The organism is Mesorhizobium sp. M1217 (genome assembly GCF_040318275.1).
Taxonomy (GTDB): Bacteria; Pseudomonadota; Alphaproteobacteria; order Rhizobiales; family Rhizobiaceae; genus Mesorhizobium.
On record NZ_JAMYMA010000024.1, the window covers coordinates 1 to 16,052 of the forward strand.

At 64.2% G+C, this 16,052-nt stretch carries 15 protein-coding genes; all 15 read right to left on the bottom strand.

The window, feature by feature from the left end:
• Window positions 1-262: 262 nt before the first annotated feature.
• Window positions 263-2,632, bottom strand: a complete 2,370-nt coding sequence (locus tag NKH37_RS29765) for a trimethylamine N-oxide demethylase (RefSeq protein ID WP_352482683.1) — start codon at window positions 2,630-2,632, stop codon at window positions 263-265.
• A 302-nt stretch (window positions 2,633-2,934) separates the two neighbouring features.
• Complete coding sequence (locus tag NKH37_RS29770) at window positions 2,935-3,564, bottom strand: sarcosine oxidase subunit gamma (RefSeq protein WP_023716758.1); 630 nt, start codon at window positions 3,562-3,564, stop codon at window positions 2,935-2,937.
• Complete coding sequence (locus NKH37_RS29775) at window positions 3,557-6,541, bottom strand: sarcosine oxidase subunit alpha (protein ID WP_352857279.1); 2,985 nt, start codon at window positions 6,539-6,541, stop codon at window positions 3,557-3,559. Before NKH37_RS29775 ends, NKH37_RS29770 begins: the two co-directional genes overlap by 8 nt.
• The gene (locus NKH37_RS29780; protein ID WP_352857278.1) at window positions 6,541-6,816 is read right to left on the bottom strand and encodes a sarcosine oxidase subunit delta; all 276 of its coding nucleotides are present in this window, start codon (window positions 6,814-6,816) and stop codon (window positions 6,541-6,543) included. The genes NKH37_RS29775 and NKH37_RS29780 overlap by 1 nt, the downstream gene beginning before the upstream one ends.
• Window positions 6,817-6,833: 17 nt before the next feature.
• Entirely contained in the window at window positions 6,834-8,087 is a 1,254-nt protein-coding gene (locus NKH37_RS29785; RefSeq protein ID WP_352850455.1) for a sarcosine oxidase subunit beta family protein, read from the bottom strand.
• Window positions 8,088-8,123: 36 nt separating this feature from the next.
• Window positions 8,124-9,431, bottom strand: a complete 1,308-nt coding sequence (gene glnT / locus NKH37_RS29790) for a type III glutamate--ammonia ligase (protein ID WP_352484123.1) — start codon at window positions 9,429-9,431, stop codon at window positions 8,124-8,126.
• A 34-nt stretch (window positions 9,432-9,465) separates the two neighbouring features.
• Window positions 9,466-10,794: an FMN-binding glutamate synthase family protein gene (locus NKH37_RS29795; RefSeq protein WP_023716763.1), complete on the bottom strand. Its 1,329-nt coding sequence runs from the start codon at window positions 10,792-10,794 to the stop codon at window positions 9,466-9,468.
• Window positions 10,795-10,800: 6 nt separating this feature from the next.
• On the bottom strand, window positions 10,801-11,535 hold the full coding sequence (locus NKH37_RS29800) for a GltB/FmdC/FwdC-like GXGXG domain-containing protein (protein ID WP_023716764.1): 735 nt from the start codon (window positions 11,533-11,535) through the stop codon (window positions 10,801-10,803).
• Window positions 11,536-11,539: 4 nt separating this feature from the next.
• On the bottom strand, window positions 11,540-12,433 hold the full coding sequence (locus NKH37_RS29805) for a class II glutamine amidotransferase (protein WP_023716765.1): 894 nt from the start codon (window positions 12,431-12,433) through the stop codon (window positions 11,540-11,542).
• A 95-nt stretch (window positions 12,434-12,528) separates the two neighbouring features.
• Window positions 12,529-12,849 carry a hypothetical protein gene (locus NKH37_RS29810; protein ID WP_352484121.1) on the bottom strand — a complete coding sequence of 107 codons (321 nt, stop codon included), beginning with the start codon at window positions 12,847-12,849 and terminating at the stop codon, window positions 12,529-12,531.
• Window positions 12,846-13,535, bottom strand: coding sequence for a hypothetical protein (locus NKH37_RS29815; protein ID WP_352857287.1), 690 nt, complete (start codon window positions 13,533-13,535; stop codon window positions 12,846-12,848). The genes NKH37_RS29810 and NKH37_RS29815 overlap by 4 nt, the downstream gene beginning before the upstream one ends.
• Before the next feature lie 242 nt (window positions 13,536-13,777).
• Window positions 13,778-15,172, bottom strand: a complete 1,395-nt coding sequence (locus NKH37_RS29820; RefSeq protein ID WP_352857275.1) for an APC family permease — start codon at window positions 15,170-15,172, stop codon at window positions 13,778-13,780.
• 14 nt (window positions 15,173-15,186) lie between these two features.
• Window positions 15,187-15,348 carry a hypothetical protein gene (locus NKH37_RS29825; RefSeq protein WP_023673991.1) on the bottom strand — a complete coding sequence of 54 codons (162 nt, stop codon included), beginning with the start codon at window positions 15,346-15,348 and terminating at the stop codon, window positions 15,187-15,189.
• A 17-nt stretch (window positions 15,349-15,365) separates the two neighbouring features.
• Entirely contained in the window at window positions 15,366-15,743 is a 378-nt protein-coding gene (locus NKH37_RS29830) for a hypothetical protein (RefSeq protein ID WP_352857273.1), read from the bottom strand.
• An 11-nt stretch (window positions 15,744-15,754) separates the two neighbouring features.
• The gene (locus tag NKH37_RS29835) at window positions 15,755-16,042 is read right to left on the bottom strand and encodes a hypothetical protein (protein WP_023716771.1); all 288 of its coding nucleotides are present in this window, start codon (window positions 16,040-16,042) and stop codon (window positions 15,755-15,757) included.
• Window positions 16,043-16,052 lie beyond the last annotated feature (10 nt).

A 16,052-nucleotide genomic window follows, 5' to 3' on the forward strand; every position in this document is an offset into this window, starting at 1 on the left:
ATCGGTGATTGCAACGTCACCACCGTGCCATGGCCGCTCGCCCTTCAGAGCAAGCGCCGTTCTCTCTCCAAAACTTTTTGCAGAACCTTCAGGACACTATCCTGAGTTCCGCCCATACAGGGTCGGACGACCGCCTGACCCCAAACAAGACGTCAAATCCCCCGCAAAGCGAACAACCGCCGCAACCCCGCCGCCGCAAGCTTTTGCTCATGACTGCGCAACAGGTCCACAAGGGGAGAAGGGAAGAACCAGGCAGCGTCGATCAGGAGCGCGGCCTGGTCTTCTGCGGATCGTAGTGGGCAATGGCGACGACGCGCGCCGGCAGCCGCTTGCTGTGGCCGTCGAGCTTGCCGATCTCGACCTCGGTGCCAATCGCCGAATGCGCGACGTCGAGCCTGGCCAGCGCGATATTCTTGTTCAGCACCGGCGAACGCATGCCGGAGGTGACGACGCCGACCTGGGCGCGGCCGACATGCACGCAATCGCCGTGGCCGACCGCGACATTGGCGTCGATGTCGAGGCCGACCAGCTTCTTCTGGGGGTTTTCCTTGCGGCGGATCAGCGCCTCGCGGCCGATGAAATCGTCGGTCTTGGTCTTTAGCGGCACGGTGAAGCCGATGCCGGCCTCGAAGGGGTCGGTCTGGTCGGAGAACTCGTAGCCGGCAAAGATCAGCCCGGCCTCGATGCGCACCATGTCGAGCGCTTGCAGCCCCATCGGCTTCAGGCCGTGCGGCTGGCCGGCCTCCCAGATGGCGTCGAACACCTTTTCGGCGTCGCGCGGATGGCACCAGATCTCGTAGCCGAGCTCGCCGGTGTAACCGGTGCGCGAAACGACGACCGGAATGCCGTTGCCGCCGCCGATGCGGGCGACGGCAAAGCGGAACCACTCGAGCTCGTCGATCGACGGCTGCAGCGGCGAGGTCCAGATGATCTGCCTGAGAATGTCGCGGCTTTTCGGTCCCTGCACGGCGACATTGTGCATCTGGTCGGTCGATGAACGCACCAGCACGGTAAGGCCGAGTTTCGTCGCCGTTTCGCGCAGCCATTCGCCGGATAGATCGTCGCCGCCAACCCAGCGGAAATTATCCTTGCCGAGCCGAAGCAGCGTGCCGTCGTCGATCATGCCGCCATGCTCGTAGCACATGGCGGAATAGACGACCTGGCCGACGCCGAGCTTCCTGATGTCGCGGGTCAGCGTGTATTGCAGCAGCGCTTCCGAATCCGGGCCGGTGATCTCGAACTTGCGCAGCGGCGACAGGTCCATGATCACTGCATCCTGCCGGCAGGCCCAGTATTCGCCGATCGGGCCTTGCTTGGCGAAGGAATTGGCCAGCCAATAACCCTTGTACTCGACGAAGTTGCGGGTGTGCTTGGCAAAGCTCGAATGAAAGGCGGTCTCGCGGGTCATTTTCGGTTCCGAATCGGGCGTCATGCGTCTGGCGATCGCTCGCGAGAATTTGTGCTGGCCGGAATAGGTCCGCACATGGATGTCGGTCGGGTTCCAGCCATTGGCCGGCGTCGTATCGTCGGGGCAGGCGGACGAGACGCAGACGATGTCGGTCAGCGCCCGCAGCAGCACATAGTCGCCCGGCCGCGACCACGGCTCGTCGGAAACCACGACGCCATACGCGTCGATGGCCGTGTTGAAGAAGAAGTTGATCGCCATCCAGCCGGCGCGGGGCGTCACGCCCTTGTCGGCCAGCGCGCGGTTGAAATTCTCCGAGCAGTTGGGATGGCCGGGATAGCCGATGTCGTCGTAATATTTGGCAGCGCAGGCGAGCGCGAATGCATCGTGGCGGCCGCAAGTGTCCTGGATAACCTCGACCAGCGGCTCCATGTCCTGGTCATAATATTTCGAGTGCAGCCCGGGCATCGGATAGCTCGAACCCATCAGCGTGCGCGTCGTCGTCACGTCGAGCGGATGATCGCGGCCCTTGTCCAGCTTGCGCGCCGAAAAGCACTGGAAGTCGGTGCATTGGCGCCCGTCGACATCGATGATCTGCAGATAGTCGCCGGCTTTGACGAAATAGGCTTCCGCCGTCGCCGAATGGACGCGCAGATCGAGCACCGGATCGGCCAGCGGGTCGGCAAGCCGCGACTTCGCAGCTGGACGGATCGTGGCGCGGCGCAGGATGACGCTGAGCGGCGTTGCGGTATCGTGGCCGTCGACCAGCATCGGACCGCCGGGTGCAGCGACGAGCATCGAGCCGTCGCGGGCGATCGCAAAGCTCTGTTCGGTGCCGGCAGGGGTGGAGCCGCCGAAGACGCGGACCGCCTTTGCCTGATCTAGCTGTACCTGGCGACGTTCGAGGCCTCGGCGCAAGGAAGCGAGGCTATCGTCGCTATCGGCCAGCAGCGCCTTAATGCCGGCGGCATTGCTGTTCGATTTTTCGCCGAGAATACCGGGATCGGTTACGCCGGTGCTGTCCCATACCAGCAGCTCGCAGGCCTGCCCGCCCTCGATATTGCGCACAGTGATGCTGTCGCCGGCCTCGACCTCGATCAGCACCGCGCCATTGCCCTGAACCGAATAGCGCTCCATCCCGGCCGGCAGCGCGATCTGGCCTGGCCGCAGGATCAGACTCGGCCGGGGCGGTCCGGCGGCGATTACGGGGTAGGGCGACTGGCTCATCTCAACCCTGGTTTCGAGAAACAAGTTTGCCTGTGCGTGAAATTATTTTAGCGGGAAGAATAGGGCAGAAGAGCCGGAGTTGGCAAGGTGAAGGTGGCACAAGCTCCCCCTTCTCCCCTTGGGGAGAAGGTGTCGCCGAAGGCGACGGATGAGGGGTGTTCCAGGGAACGCCAGCCTCTCACTCCGCTGGAACACCCCTCATCCGTCTCGGCGCTGCGCGCCGATCCACCGCCCTGGGGCGAGCCACGGGTCTCGTCCCGTCCTTCGGACCCCACAAGGGGAGAAGGGAAGACGCGCCAAGGCTATGCCAATTCCTCGGAATGCCGGATATCGACGCCATACTCCGCGGCGGCATCGAGCATCGTGTGCCACAGGCTCCCGGCAAACGTCGCGAACACCAGGAGATTGAACACCGCCTGTCCATCCGGCCAGTCATTGCCGCGCCAGAGATTGATGCTGGTGTGATCGACCGATGTTGCGGCGGCGGTGCCGACCGGAAATGCCGCCGGGTGCAGGTCTAGTGAAGACAATTTGGCCAGCATCGAGCGCGCTTTTTCTCCCGAAACGCTGATCAGGACGCGCGCATGCGACTGGTCCGATAGCGAGGCGGATTGCGAGAACGCCTGGCTCAGCGGTTCGATCGCGTGCTTGCCGGCATTGGACAGGACGAGGAACTGATCCGGTCCCGACCAGATCAGCGTAGCGTCGGGAACTCGGACCGCCTTGGGCGTTTCCGGTGCGGCAACGCCGAAACGGGCCTGGGCAGCTTTTGCCAGCTCCGCCGTTTTGCCGCGCCGCGCCATCACCTGGATCAGGTCGAAATTGCGGATTTCCGTCAGCCAAACGCCGGCCTCGGTGCCGCGCGCGCCATGGGCGCCGACGACGAGCGCGTGCTCCAGCGGACTGCGGGCAATCCAGGAAAACTCAGCCACGCTGGCGCCCTCCATCCGGATCGTAGAAGACCGGGCTGCACAGCTCGACATCGTAGTCTTCGCCGCGCAGCGGGTCATGCGTATGGACGATCTCGCCGATGCGCTCGCGGCCGCATTCGACCAGGCCAAGCCCGATCCACTGGTCGAGCGTCGGCGAGAAGCAGACCGAGGTGACGTAGCCCTGGTCGTTGTCGGGACCGGGTGTCTTGTCCTTCGGAATGATATGCGCGCCGGAACGCAGGCGGCTTGCCTTATCCGTCGGCTTGATGCCGACCACGACCTGCCGGTCCGGGGCGACCAGCGCCTCGCGCCCGGCCATGACGCGGCCGATAAAATCCTTCTTGGTCGACATCATCTTGCCGAGGCCTAGGTCGGCGGCCGTCGTCGTGCCGTTCAGCTCCGGCCCGGCGACATGGCCCTTTTCGATGCGCATGACGCCGAGCGCCTCGGTGCCGTAGGGCGTAACGCCGAATGGCTTCCCGGCCAGCATCAAATTGCGCACCAGCGCGTCGCCGTAACGGGCGGGAACCGAAATCTCGAACGCCATCTCACCGGAGAACGAGATGCGGAACAGCCGTGCCCTGGTGCCGCCGCGAAGCGATACCTCGCGCGCCCCCATGAACGGAAAACCTTCATTCGACAGATCCTCGGCCGGATCGACGATTTCCCGGAGCAGGTCCCGGGTCCTAGGTCCAGCGATCGAGAATTGCGCCCACTGGTCAGAGACGGAGGTGAGCTGGACGTCGAGCTCAGGAAATAGCACCTGCCGGCAGAATTCGAGATGCTGCATCACCAGCCCGGCCTTGGCGGTGGTGGTGGTCAGGAAATAATGGTCCTCGGCCAGCCGCGAGGTGGTGCCGTCGTCATAGACGATGCCGTCCTCGCGCAGCATCAGCCCGTAGCGGGCTTTTCCCACGGCAAGACTGGAGAAGGTGTTGATGTAGACGCGGTCGAGGAAAGCGCCGGCGTCCGGGCCGTGCACGTCGATCTTGCCGAGCGTCGAGACGTCGCAGAAGCCGACGCCGGAGCGCACCGCCTTGACCTCGCGCGTCACCGATTCCAGCCAGTCCTTTTCGCCGGCGCGCGGATACCATTGCGCGCGCTTCCACAGGCCGGTGTCGACGAACACCGCGCCCTGTTCGGCTGCCCAGTGATGCGACGGCGTCAGCCTCGTCGCATGGAAGTTCTCGTCGCGATGATGGCCGGCGAAGGCGCCGATAGCGACCGGCACATAGGGCGGGCGGTAGATCGTCGTGCCGGTCTCGGGAATGGATTTGCCTGACAACGTAGCCATGATGGCGAGGCCGGCGACGTTCGAGGTCTTGCCCTGGTCGGTGGCCATGCCGAGCGTCGTATAGCGCTTCAGATGCTCGACCGATTCGAAACCCTCGCGCTGCGCCAGTTCGATGTCGGACGCCGTGACATCGTGCTGGTAGTCGACAAAGGCTTTCCCTTTGCCGGCGACATGCCAGAGCGACGTCAGCGAAAACGCCTCATCGTCGGCAACCGGCGATGTGCCGGCATTGCCGCTGCGCCCGGCCCTCTGTGCTGCCGCCGCTCCTGCGGCAAAGCCCTGGCGCAGGCAGTCGCCCAACCCGAAGGCGCCGTTGGCGGCGCCTGCGGCCATCATGCCCGGAGGCGCACCGTCCGGGACGAAGGCTGCGATGTCGTCCTGCCATTTCGGCCGGCCGCGATGGTAGGAGGTCAGCCCGACCGCCGGATTCCAGCCGCCGGAGACGGCAAGCCCGTCGGCTTCGACTTTCGCACGTGCGCCGCCGGTCAGCGAGATCGCGATTTTCCGCACGCCGTCCTTGCCGCCTTCGACCCCGCTGACCGAGCCGCTCAGCACCGGAAAGCCGGCCGTGGCGGCGAGCGCGCGATGCGCGGCGGAGACGTCCGGGCGCTCATCGACGACCGCCGCGATCTGCAATCCGGCGGCGAGCGCGGTCTCGACCGTGCGCCAGCCATCCGCATTGTTGGTGAACAGCGCGATCCTCTTTGCCGGCGCCGCCGCGTAGCGCGCGACATAGGTCCGCATCGCCGAAGCCATCATCACGCCGGGCGTGTCGTTGCCGGCAAACACGATCGGCCGCTCGATGGCGCCGGCGGCAACGACGCAGCGCCTAGCCACGATCCGCCATAGCCTTTGGCGCACTTGGTGCTCTGGCGGGGAGGGCAGGTGGTCATTGACCCGCTCGATCGCGCCATAGGTGCCGCCATCATAGACGCCGAACAATGTCGTGCGGTTCATGATGCGGACATCGGGGAGTGCTGCGAGTTCGGCCAGCGTGCGCGAAATCCATTCGGCCGCCGGCAGGCTGTCGATGGTGCCGCCGTCGGCAAGCAGACGGCCGCCGAACGCAAAATCTTCCTCGCACAGGATGACACGGGCGCCGCTGCGCCCGGCCGCCAATGCCGCCGCAAGCCCGGCCGGGCCGGAGCCGGCGATCAGCACGTCGCAATGCGCCCACGCCTTGTCGTAATGGTCGGGATCGGCGACGCCGGCGGCGCGGCCGAGGCCGGCGGCGCGGCGGATCGCCGGTTCGTAGACCGCTTCCCAGAATTTCGCCGGCCACATGAAGGTCTTGTAGTAGAAGCCGGCGACGAAGATCGGCGCAAACAGCTGGTTGACCGCCATCAGATCGTGGCGCAGCGACGGCCAGCGGTTCTGGCTGGCGGCCTCGAGCCCGTCATAAAGCTCGGCCGTGGTCGCCTTGGTGTTGGGCTCGCGCCGCGCTCCGCTGCGCAGTTCGACCAGCGCGTTGGGCTCCTCCGACCCGGCGGTCAGGATGCCGCGCGGGCGATGGTATTTGAACGAGCGGCCGACCAGCTTGACGCCATTGGCGATCAGCGCCGAGGCCAGCGTGTCGCCTTGGAAGCCGGCAAAGCTCTTGCCGTCGAAGCGGAAGCTCAGTGGCGCGGCGCGATCGATGAGACCGCCGCTCTCCAGCCGGTGTGTCTGCGCAGGGCCAACCATCAGGCGCTCACCTTGGCGGCACCAACGCCCGCAGCCGGCTCGACCGACGAAATCTCGTGCGTCAGCGTGTTGCGGGCGACCTTCAGCCAGGCCCGGCAGCCGCCGCTATGATACCAGTATTCGCTCATCGGCCCGGCGACATTGTCGCGCAGATAGACATAGTCGAAGACCTCGTCTTCGGAGGCGCCGGCCGCCGGACGCGTCGGCTTGGCGTCGCCCAGATAGGTGAACTCGCCGAGTTCGCGTTCGCCGCAGAAGGGACAGACAATGCGCATGCTTCTTCAGCCAGCCTTCAATGCAGGTTCGGTTGGGCGCCCTGGCCCTTTTCGTCGATCATCGCACCTCGCCGGAAGCGGTCGAGACGAAAGCGAGTAGCCTCCTTGTGCGGCTCGTCGCGCGCCAGCAGATGGGCAAAGACCAGGCCGGAGCCGGGCGTCGCCTTGAAGCCGCCATAGCACCAGCCGGCGTTGAGATAGAGCCCGTCGACCGGTGTTTTGTCGATGATCGGCGAGCCGTCCATCGACATGTCCATGATGCCGCCCCACTGACGCAGAAGCCGTATCCGGCCGATCATCGGCATCAGCGCCATGCCGCCTTCGCAGACGTCTTCCATGACAGGCAGATTGCCGCGCTGGGCGTAGGAATTGTAGCCGTCTATATCGCCGCCGAAGACCAGGCCGCCCTTGTCGGACTGGCTGACGTAGAAATGCCCGGCGCCGAACGTCATGACATTGGGGATCAGCGGCTTGATCGCCTCGGAGACGAAGGCCTGCAGCACATGGCTTTCGATCGGCAGCCGCATGCCGGCCATCGCCGCGACGCGCGACGAGGAGCCGGCGACCGCCATGCCGACCTTGGCCGCGCCGATCCTGCCGCGGCTCGTCTCGACGCCGGTCACCTTGCCGCTGCCGTCGCGGATAAAGCCGGTCACCTCGCAATTCTGGATGATGTCGACGCCGAGCGCGCTCGCCGCATGCGCATAGCCCCAGACCACGGCGTCGTGGCGTGCCGTGCCGCCGCGTCGCTGCAAAAGCCCGCCCTGCACCGGAAAGCGCGCATTGTCGAAGTTCAGGAACGGCATCATCTTCCTGACCGCCGCCAGATCGAGCAGTTCGGCATCGATGCCGTTGATGCGCATGGTGTTGCCGCGCCGTGCGTAGGCGTCGCGCTGCGCGTCGGAATGGTAGAGATTGATGACGCCGCGCTGGCTGACCATGGTGTTGTAGTTGAGGTCCTGCTCCATACGTTCCCACAGCTTCATCGAAAGCTCGTAGAAGCCGGTATTGCCGGGCAGCCCGTAATTGGAGCGGATGATGGTGGTGTTGCGGCCGGCATTGCCGGAGCCGATCCAGCCTTTTTCCAGCACCGCGACATTCCTGATGCCGTACTCGCTGGCGAGGAACCATGCCGTCGCCAGTCCATGGCCGCCGCCGCCGATGATCACCACGTCGTAGTGGCTCTTCGGGCTGGCGTCGCGCCAGGTGCGCTGCCAGTTCTTGTGGCCGGAAAATGCCGCCCGGGCGAGGGAGAAGATCGAGTATTTCATGAACCTGTTTCGCGCCGGGCGTGCAACAATTCCGGATCAGATGTCGAGCGTGTGGTCGCGCTCCCACTGGGTGAAGTGGGAAGCATAGGAATTCCATTCCTGTTGCTTGAGCTTTAGATAGGCCGACGAGAATTCCTCACCCAGCGCCGCCTTGAGCGATTTGTCGTTGTCGAACTCGCGCAATGCGTCGAGCAGGTTGAGCGGCAGCTTCGGCGCCCCTTCGACCGTATGGCCGAACTGGTACATGTCGATGTCGTAGCGCCGGCCGGGATCGGCCTTCGAGCGGACACCGTCGAGCCCGGCGGCGATGATCACGGCCTGCAGCAGATAGGGGTTTGCCGCGCCGTCGGGCAGGCGCAGCTCGAAGCGGCCGGGGCCGGGCACGCGCACCATGTGGGTGCGGTTGTTGCCGGTCCAGGTCACGGTGTTCGGCGCCCAGGTGGCGCCGGAGATGGTGCGCGGTGCGTTGATGCGCTTGTAGGAATTGACCGTCGGGTTGGTGATGGCGGCAAGCGCGGAAGCATGTTTCATGATGCCGCCGAGGAAATTCCTGCCCTTGGCCGACAGGCCGAGTTCCATCGCATTATCGGCAAAGACATTGGTCTTGCCGTCCCTGTCCCAAACCGAGATGTGGGCATGGCAGCCATTGCCGGTCAGGCCCTGGAACGGCTTCGGCATGAAGGTCGCGCGCAGGCCGTGCTTTTCCGCAACGGATTTCACCATGAATTTGAAGAAGGAATGCTTGTCGGCGGTCGCCAGAGCATCGTCGAAGGCCCAGTTCATCTCGAACTGGCCGTTGGCGTCCTCATGGTCGTTCTGGTAGGCGCCCCAGCCGAGCGCCAGCATATGGTCGCAGATCTCGGCGATGACGTCGTAGCGGCGCATCACCGCCTGCTGGTCGTAGCAGGGCTTCGACGCCGTATCGTATTCGTCGGAAATCGTCTTGCCGTCCGGCGAGATCAGGAAGAACTCGGCCTCGACGCCGGTCTTGATGTGCATGCCGTCGCCGGCGGCCTCGGCGATCAGCCGCTTCAGCGTGTTGCGTGGCGCCTGCTCGACCGATTTGTCGTCCATCATGCAGTTGGCGGCGACCCAGGCGACTTCGGGCTTCCACGGCAACTGGATCACCGAATCCGGATCCGGCACGGCCAGCATGTCGGGATGCGCCGGCGTCAGGTCGAGCCAGGTAGCAAAGCCGGCAAAGCCGGCGCCGTCCCGCTGCATGTCGGCGATCGCCTGCGCCGGCACCAGCTTCGCACGCTGCCCGCCGAACAGGTCGGTGTAGGATATCATGAAATATTTGACGCCCTTCTCCTTGGCGAAGGCGGCGAGATCGTTCCCCATTATAATTCCTCGCTTACTGGCATTTTGGTTTGTCTTAGAAGCCGTTCTTGCCCGGTATCCAGTTGGTGCCGGTCAGCGGCACGCCGGCCATGGCGGCGGCTTCGATCGTCAAGGCGACAAGATCCTCGGGCTCGAGATTGTGCAGGCTGTTCTTGCCGCAGGCGCGGGCGATTGTCTGAGCCTCAAGTGTCATTACCTTAAGATAGTTCGCCAGCCGTCGTCCGGCCGCAATCGGATCGACCCGTTTCATTAGCTCGGGATCCTGCGTGGTGATGCCGGCCGGGTCGCGTCCCTCATGCCAGTCGTCATAGGCGCCGGCGGTGGTGCCGAGCTCGTTGTATTCCGCTTCCCAGCGCGGGTCATTGTCGCCGAGCGCGACAAGCGCTGCCGTGCCGATCGACACCGCGTCGACGCCGAGCGCCAGCGCCTTGGCGACGTCGGCGCCGTTGCGTATGCCGCCGGAGACGATCAGCTGCACCTTGCGGTGCATGCCGAGATCCTGCAGCGCCTGCACAGCCGGCCTGATGCAGGCAAGCGTCGGCTGGCCGACATTTTCGATGAACACCTCCTGGGTTGCCGCCGTGCCGCCCTGCATGCCGTCGACGACGACGACATCGGCGCCCGATTTCACGGCAAGCGCGGTATCATAATAGGGCCGCGCGCCGCCGACCTTGACGTAGATCGGCTTTTCCCAATCGGTGATTTCGCGCAGTTCGAGGATCTTGATCTCGAGGTCGTCCGGCCCGGTCCAGTCGGGGTGGCGCGAGGCCGAGCGCTGGTCGATGCCTTTCGGCAGCGTGCGCATTTCGGCAACGCGGTCGGAAATCTTCTGGCCGAGCAGCATGCCGCCGCCCCCGGGCTTGGCGCCCTGGCCGACGACCACCTCGATCGCATCGGCGCGGCGCAGATCGCGCGGGTTCATGCCGTAGCGCGACGGCAGGTACTGGTAAACCAGCGTCTTCGAATGGCCGCGCTCTTCCTCGGTCATGCCGCCGTCGCCGGTGGTGGTCGAGGTGCCGGACAGCGTCGCGCCGCGGCCGAGCGCTTCCTTGGCCGGACCGGACAGCGAGCCGAAGCTCATGCCAGCAATGGTGATCGGGATCTTCAGCTCGATCGGTTTCTTCGCATAGCGCGAACCGAGCACGACGCTGGTGTCGCAGCGCTCGCGATAGCCTTCGAGCGGATAGCGCGAGATCGAAGCGCCGAGGAACAGAAGGTCGTCGAAATGCGGAAGCTTGCGCTTGGCGCCGGCGCCCCTGATATCATAGATGCCGGTCGCCGCGGCGCGGCGGATCTCGGAAAGCGTATAGTCGTCGAAGGTCGCGGATTTGCGCGGCGTCGTCGGCGGGTTGCGATAGGTCATGCTGCCTCAATACGCATCGGCGTTGTCGATATTGAAATTGTAAAGCGTGCGCGCCGAACCGTAGCGCTTGAACTCCGCCGCCTTGACGCCGGTCACGCCGGCACGGTCGAGCAGGTTTTGCAGCAATTCCAGGTGTTCGGGCCGCATCTCCTTGGCGATGCAGTCGGCGCCGAGGCTTTCGACCTTGCCGCGCACGAAGAGCCGCGCCTCGTAGATCGAATCGCCGAGCGCATCGCCGGCATCGCCCAGCACCACGAGGTTGCCGGATTGCGCCATGAAGGCCGACATGTGGCCGATATTGCCGTGGACGACGATGTCGATGCCTTTCATCGAGATTCCGCAGCGCGACGACGCATTGCCTTCGATGACCAGCAGCCCGCCCCGACCGGTGGCGCCGGCATACTGGCTGGCATCGCCTTTGACGACGATCTGGCCGGACATCATGTTTTCGCCAACGCCGGGCCCGGCCGAACCATGCACGGTGATGGTGCCGCCGTCGTTCATGCCGCCGCAATAATAGCCGACGCTGCCGCGGACATCGATGGCGACCGGCTGGTCGACGCCGACGGCGACCGAATGGCTGCCGCGCGGATGCAGTACCTCCCAGGCGGTCTCGTTCGAACCGGGAGCCAGATCGTGCAGCGCCTGGTTGAGCTCGCGCAGCGACATTTCGGCCAGGTCGAAGACCCTCGATGCCTGGCCCGGCTCGCGCGCGGCCTTGGAGAGGTTAATTGCCGGCATAAGATCAATGCTCCCAGAAATAGACGGTTGCGGGCTCGGGTTCCCAGACCTTCGCATTGTCTATGCCGGGCAGTTTGGTCAGCGCACGATATTCCGAGCCGAAGGCGACATACTGGTCGGTTTCGGCCATCACGGCGGGCTTGCAGGCGATCGGATCGCGCACCACGCCGAAGCCGTTCTTGGTGCCGACGACGAAGGTGAAGAAGCCGTCGAGGTCGCTCAGCGTGCCTTCCAGCGCCTCGCCGAGGTTCTTGCCATGCGCCATCTGCGAGGAGAGATAGGCGGCCGCGACTTCGGTGTCGTTCTCGGTCTCGAATGTCATGCCTTCGCGGATCAGCTCGCGGCGGACATTGTTGTGGTTGGACAGCGAGCCATTATGCACCAGGCACTGGTCGGCGCCGGTCGAGAACGGATGCGCGCCCATCGTCGTCACCGCCGATTCGGTCGCCATGCGGGTATGGCCGATGCCGTGCGTGCCGGTCATCTCGCGGACGCCGAACCGATCGACGACCGCTTCCGGCAAGCCGACTTCCTTGTAGATCTCGACGACGTCGCCGGCGCCCATGATGCGGATGTCGGGGCGCAGCGCCTGGATCGCCTCGCGCGCTTCGTCGATCTTGGCAGGCGTCGTCCTGACCACCGCATGCGTCGACTTCGCAGCCAAGCTCACCGGCGCGCCGATCGCCTTGGCGAGGTCGGCGTCGAGGCCGCGGAAATCGCGCTCCGGCTTGGCCGACTGGATGGTGATCTTGGCTTCATTGGAAGACGCGCCATAGATGGCGATGCCGGCGCTGTCGGGACCGCGATCGCTGAGCGAGATCAGCATCTCCGACAGCATCGCGCCAAGCTGGGGCTCAAGCGACTTGTCCTTCAAAAACAGTCCGACGATTCCGCACATGTCAGGCTCCGAGATTTGTTCCCTTGGAGATGTATCGAATGAGTCCCGGGAATTCAATTAGTATGAAAAAAATTTTCCTGTCGTTATATATCGGCTCAGGCGCTGCCGGCCGCACTATCGCTGCGCTTGCCGCCATTGTGAACCCATTTGGCATGGCGGACGCGGGCGATCTTGTAGGCATCCAGGATCGACAGGGCATAGATCAGGAAGCCGCCGGCATGCCGGCCGATGAAGCTGGCATCCGGCGGCGCGATCTTGGCGGTGACCCAGGCCAGGATCACCATGAAAAACAGGAACTGCAGGCCGCGCACCGGCACGCCTAGCACGACATGCCCGCTCGCCGGCAAGACGATCGCGGCGCCGAGAACCAGATACGGGTTCGGTGGCGCGGGGGAGGTGGTGCTCTGGCTGCTCATGCCGCTTGCCGTTCGCTTTGATTGATGGCATCGCGCAGTGCCGACGCCGACGACAGCAGCCTCTCGACCAGCGCCGGATCGAGCCTGACCGTGCCGAATTCGGCTTGCCGGAACACGCCATAGCGCGCCCGCTCGGCCTCGGCCAGCAGCCAGACGATGCGCACGCCGTTCGGCGTGATCAGCAATTCCTTGGCGCGCCCCTCGACAAAGACATCGAGGTGGTCGGCGATAATGGCGTCAGGGAAGCGCACGCCCTTGCGGTCGCTCCGCAGCACTGCTTCGGCTGGAAATCCCGCCGCCTTCGGCAGTGTATGGTCGAGATGATCGAAATTGGAAAAAGTCGTCGGCGATCCTGGCCGTATCATCATGTCGAAAGTGCCTGGCACCGCGACCTTTTCGGTGATCGAAACGCTCAGCCAGCGCGCCGGCAGCTTCCTTATCGCCAGCGTGTCGACGATGGTCCGCACCTGCACCCGCCGGCCGTTCCACGAGCCGACGAAGGTGACGACGCCGGCGGTGCCGTCCGAGATGTTGGCCACGTCGGGGATGACAGCACTGACACCGGCTTCGTCGGCGGCAAGTGCGGCCAAGGCCTTGGTGCGGTTGGCCCGCGCAAGCCAGGCGAAATGGAGGACGAGAGCCAGGGCAACCGCCCCGGCGAGCAATGCTGAGATCATTTCAGATATCTCGTCATGCGCAGGCCCGCCCCGTTTTGGAGCAGGCGTATCGAGTCCCCCTCATCCGGCCGCTTCGCGGCCACCTTCTCCCCGCTGGGGAGAAGAGGCTGGCGTCAACGCTGGCGACCCCTCTCCCCCCGGGGAGAGGTCGGATTGCCCCGAATTGCCCTTCGCAATTCGGTTGGCAGTCCGGGTGAGGGGGCGCTTGCCCATGTGCGATTGCCCTGCGTTCTGGGATGAGCCTACTCCTGTCAGTACCCCTGCGGTTTCGGCCACGGCATGGTGAACTGGGCACCGCGGCGCACGAATCTGTAGCGGTAGAAGTGGAACCACAGCGAGATCAGGAAGTAGAAGGCGACCATGGCGATCAGCTGCGAGCCGAAGCCGAGGAAGATCGCAAAGAAGGTGACCACGCAAAGGCAGAACAGCACGATCGCCGGCAGCGGATGGAAGGGATGGGTGTAGCCGCGGCGGATCGAGCCGAGCGGCCACTTCTTCCTGAACATGATGATGTTGATGCTCATGAAAGTGTATTGCAGCACGCCCGACAGGATGGAGAAGGTGATCGCCTGGTTGAGGTCGGCGATGAAGGCGAAGGCAAGCGCGATCGGCAGCAGGAACAGGATCGAGCGATAGGGCGTGCGGTATTTCGGATGCACCGCCGAGAACCAGGTCGGCAAATAGCGGTCGCGGCCGAGCGAGAACCAGGCGCGCGCGGCGTCGTTGATGCAGCCATTGGCGGAAGCAAGTGCCGCAAGCAGCGTCGCGATAAACAACAGGTTCTCGAGCAGCGGGCTGCCGGTCAGCTTTCCCGCGTCCCAGAGCGGGTACGGGGTGACGCCGAGATATTCCCATGGCATCAGCGAGGCGCAGACATACCAGGTCATGGCGGCGGCGATCAAAAGCGTGATCATGCCGGCCATCGTGCCATAGGGCAGCGAGCGCGCCGGCGAGCGCACTTCCTCGGCGGCCTGCGTGGTGCCCTCGATGCCGAGATAGTACCAGATGCCGAACTGGAAGGCGGCGATGACGCCGATCCAGCCATAGGGCAGCGCATTGCCGGGGGTGACCAGCTCGTTCAGCTTGAGCACGGCGCCTTGCGTCCACGGGCTGACCGAAAAGAACAGGATGACGATGGAGACATAGGCAATGGCGGTGATGACGAAATTGACGTTGAGCGTCATCAGAACGCCGCGATAGTTGAGCCATGCCAGCACGACGATGGTGGCGGCGATGAAGGAGTTGTAGCTCATCCCTTCGACGCCGGCCTTGGCGACGATTGTTTGGCCGAGCAGTATCGCGTCGGAGACTTCGAGCATGGTATAGGCAAAGACCAGGAAGAGCGCGACGTTGAAGGCCATCAACGGCCCGACGATGTGCTTGGCCTGCGCATATTGGCCGCCGGCGGCGGCGACCGTTGAGGTGACCTCGGAATCGATCATGGCGACGGAGGTGTAGAGCAGGCCGACGATCCAGCAGACCACCAGTGCGGCGAGCGCGCCGCCCTTGTCGGCGGAGAAGTTCCAGCCGGTGAATTCGCCGACCAGAACGATGCCGACGCCGAGCGCCCAGACATGGGCCGGGCCAAGCACCCTGAGCAGCGAGACCCTGTCGCCATGCACTGCCGGTTCAAGTGTGACCGTCATCGTTCAATCCCCACTCAGATCCGGTGTTTTTCGGACACAGCTTCAAGTTCGCCTTCCCTGGACGAGGTCAGCATCTCTTCGGAATAGGTCGTGTCGATCTTGAACCAGTCGTAGAGCATCCACAGCGCGAGCACGATCGAGATGCCCCAGCATGCGTAAGAGAGTGCCACCCACATGACGATGCTTCCCCGATTTATTTGTCGTCGAATTTTTCGTTGATGACGTCGCAGTATTCACGGTCGGATGCGCGGAACAGGAAGATGAAATAGCCGATCAGCACCGCGGCCATGATGATCAGCGTCGGCCAGTCGATGATGTAGTGGAAGCGGTTCTGGATGATGTCATGCGCGGTTTCCGGCGTGTAGCCGAGCTTTTCCCAGATCGAGGCCATGGTCGGGTTCTGTCCAAGCGCTTCCCACGTCTTGGCGTCGAGCGCATCGATGGATTTTGCCGCCCCTGCGAGGCCCAGCTTGAGCGGCAGCCACAGCGCGACGAAAATCGCGACCACGACGACGGCGATATCGAAAACCTGGCCGGCTTTGCTCTGTTCCGGCGGTGTGTAGCGGGCCATGCGTCTCCCCCTCAGGACTTGCGGTTGCGGTAAGCGTCGGCATTCTTGATGTCGAGGCCGTAGATGAAGTCCTTGTCTTCCTTGTAGTGGTTGACCATCGCCAGGATGGCGGCCGTGTTGAAGATCAGCACCGCGGCGGCAGCGACCGCGACGACTAGCTTGATGCCTGCGTCGGGGATGTACGGCCATGTCATGAAGAGGACGAAGAGGATCGTCGCCCACAGACAGACGATCAGGAGCACCGATCCACGAAGGTCGGAACGGTACAGGGCTTCAATGCGCTGCTGCATGTCGGACATCGGTTCCCCT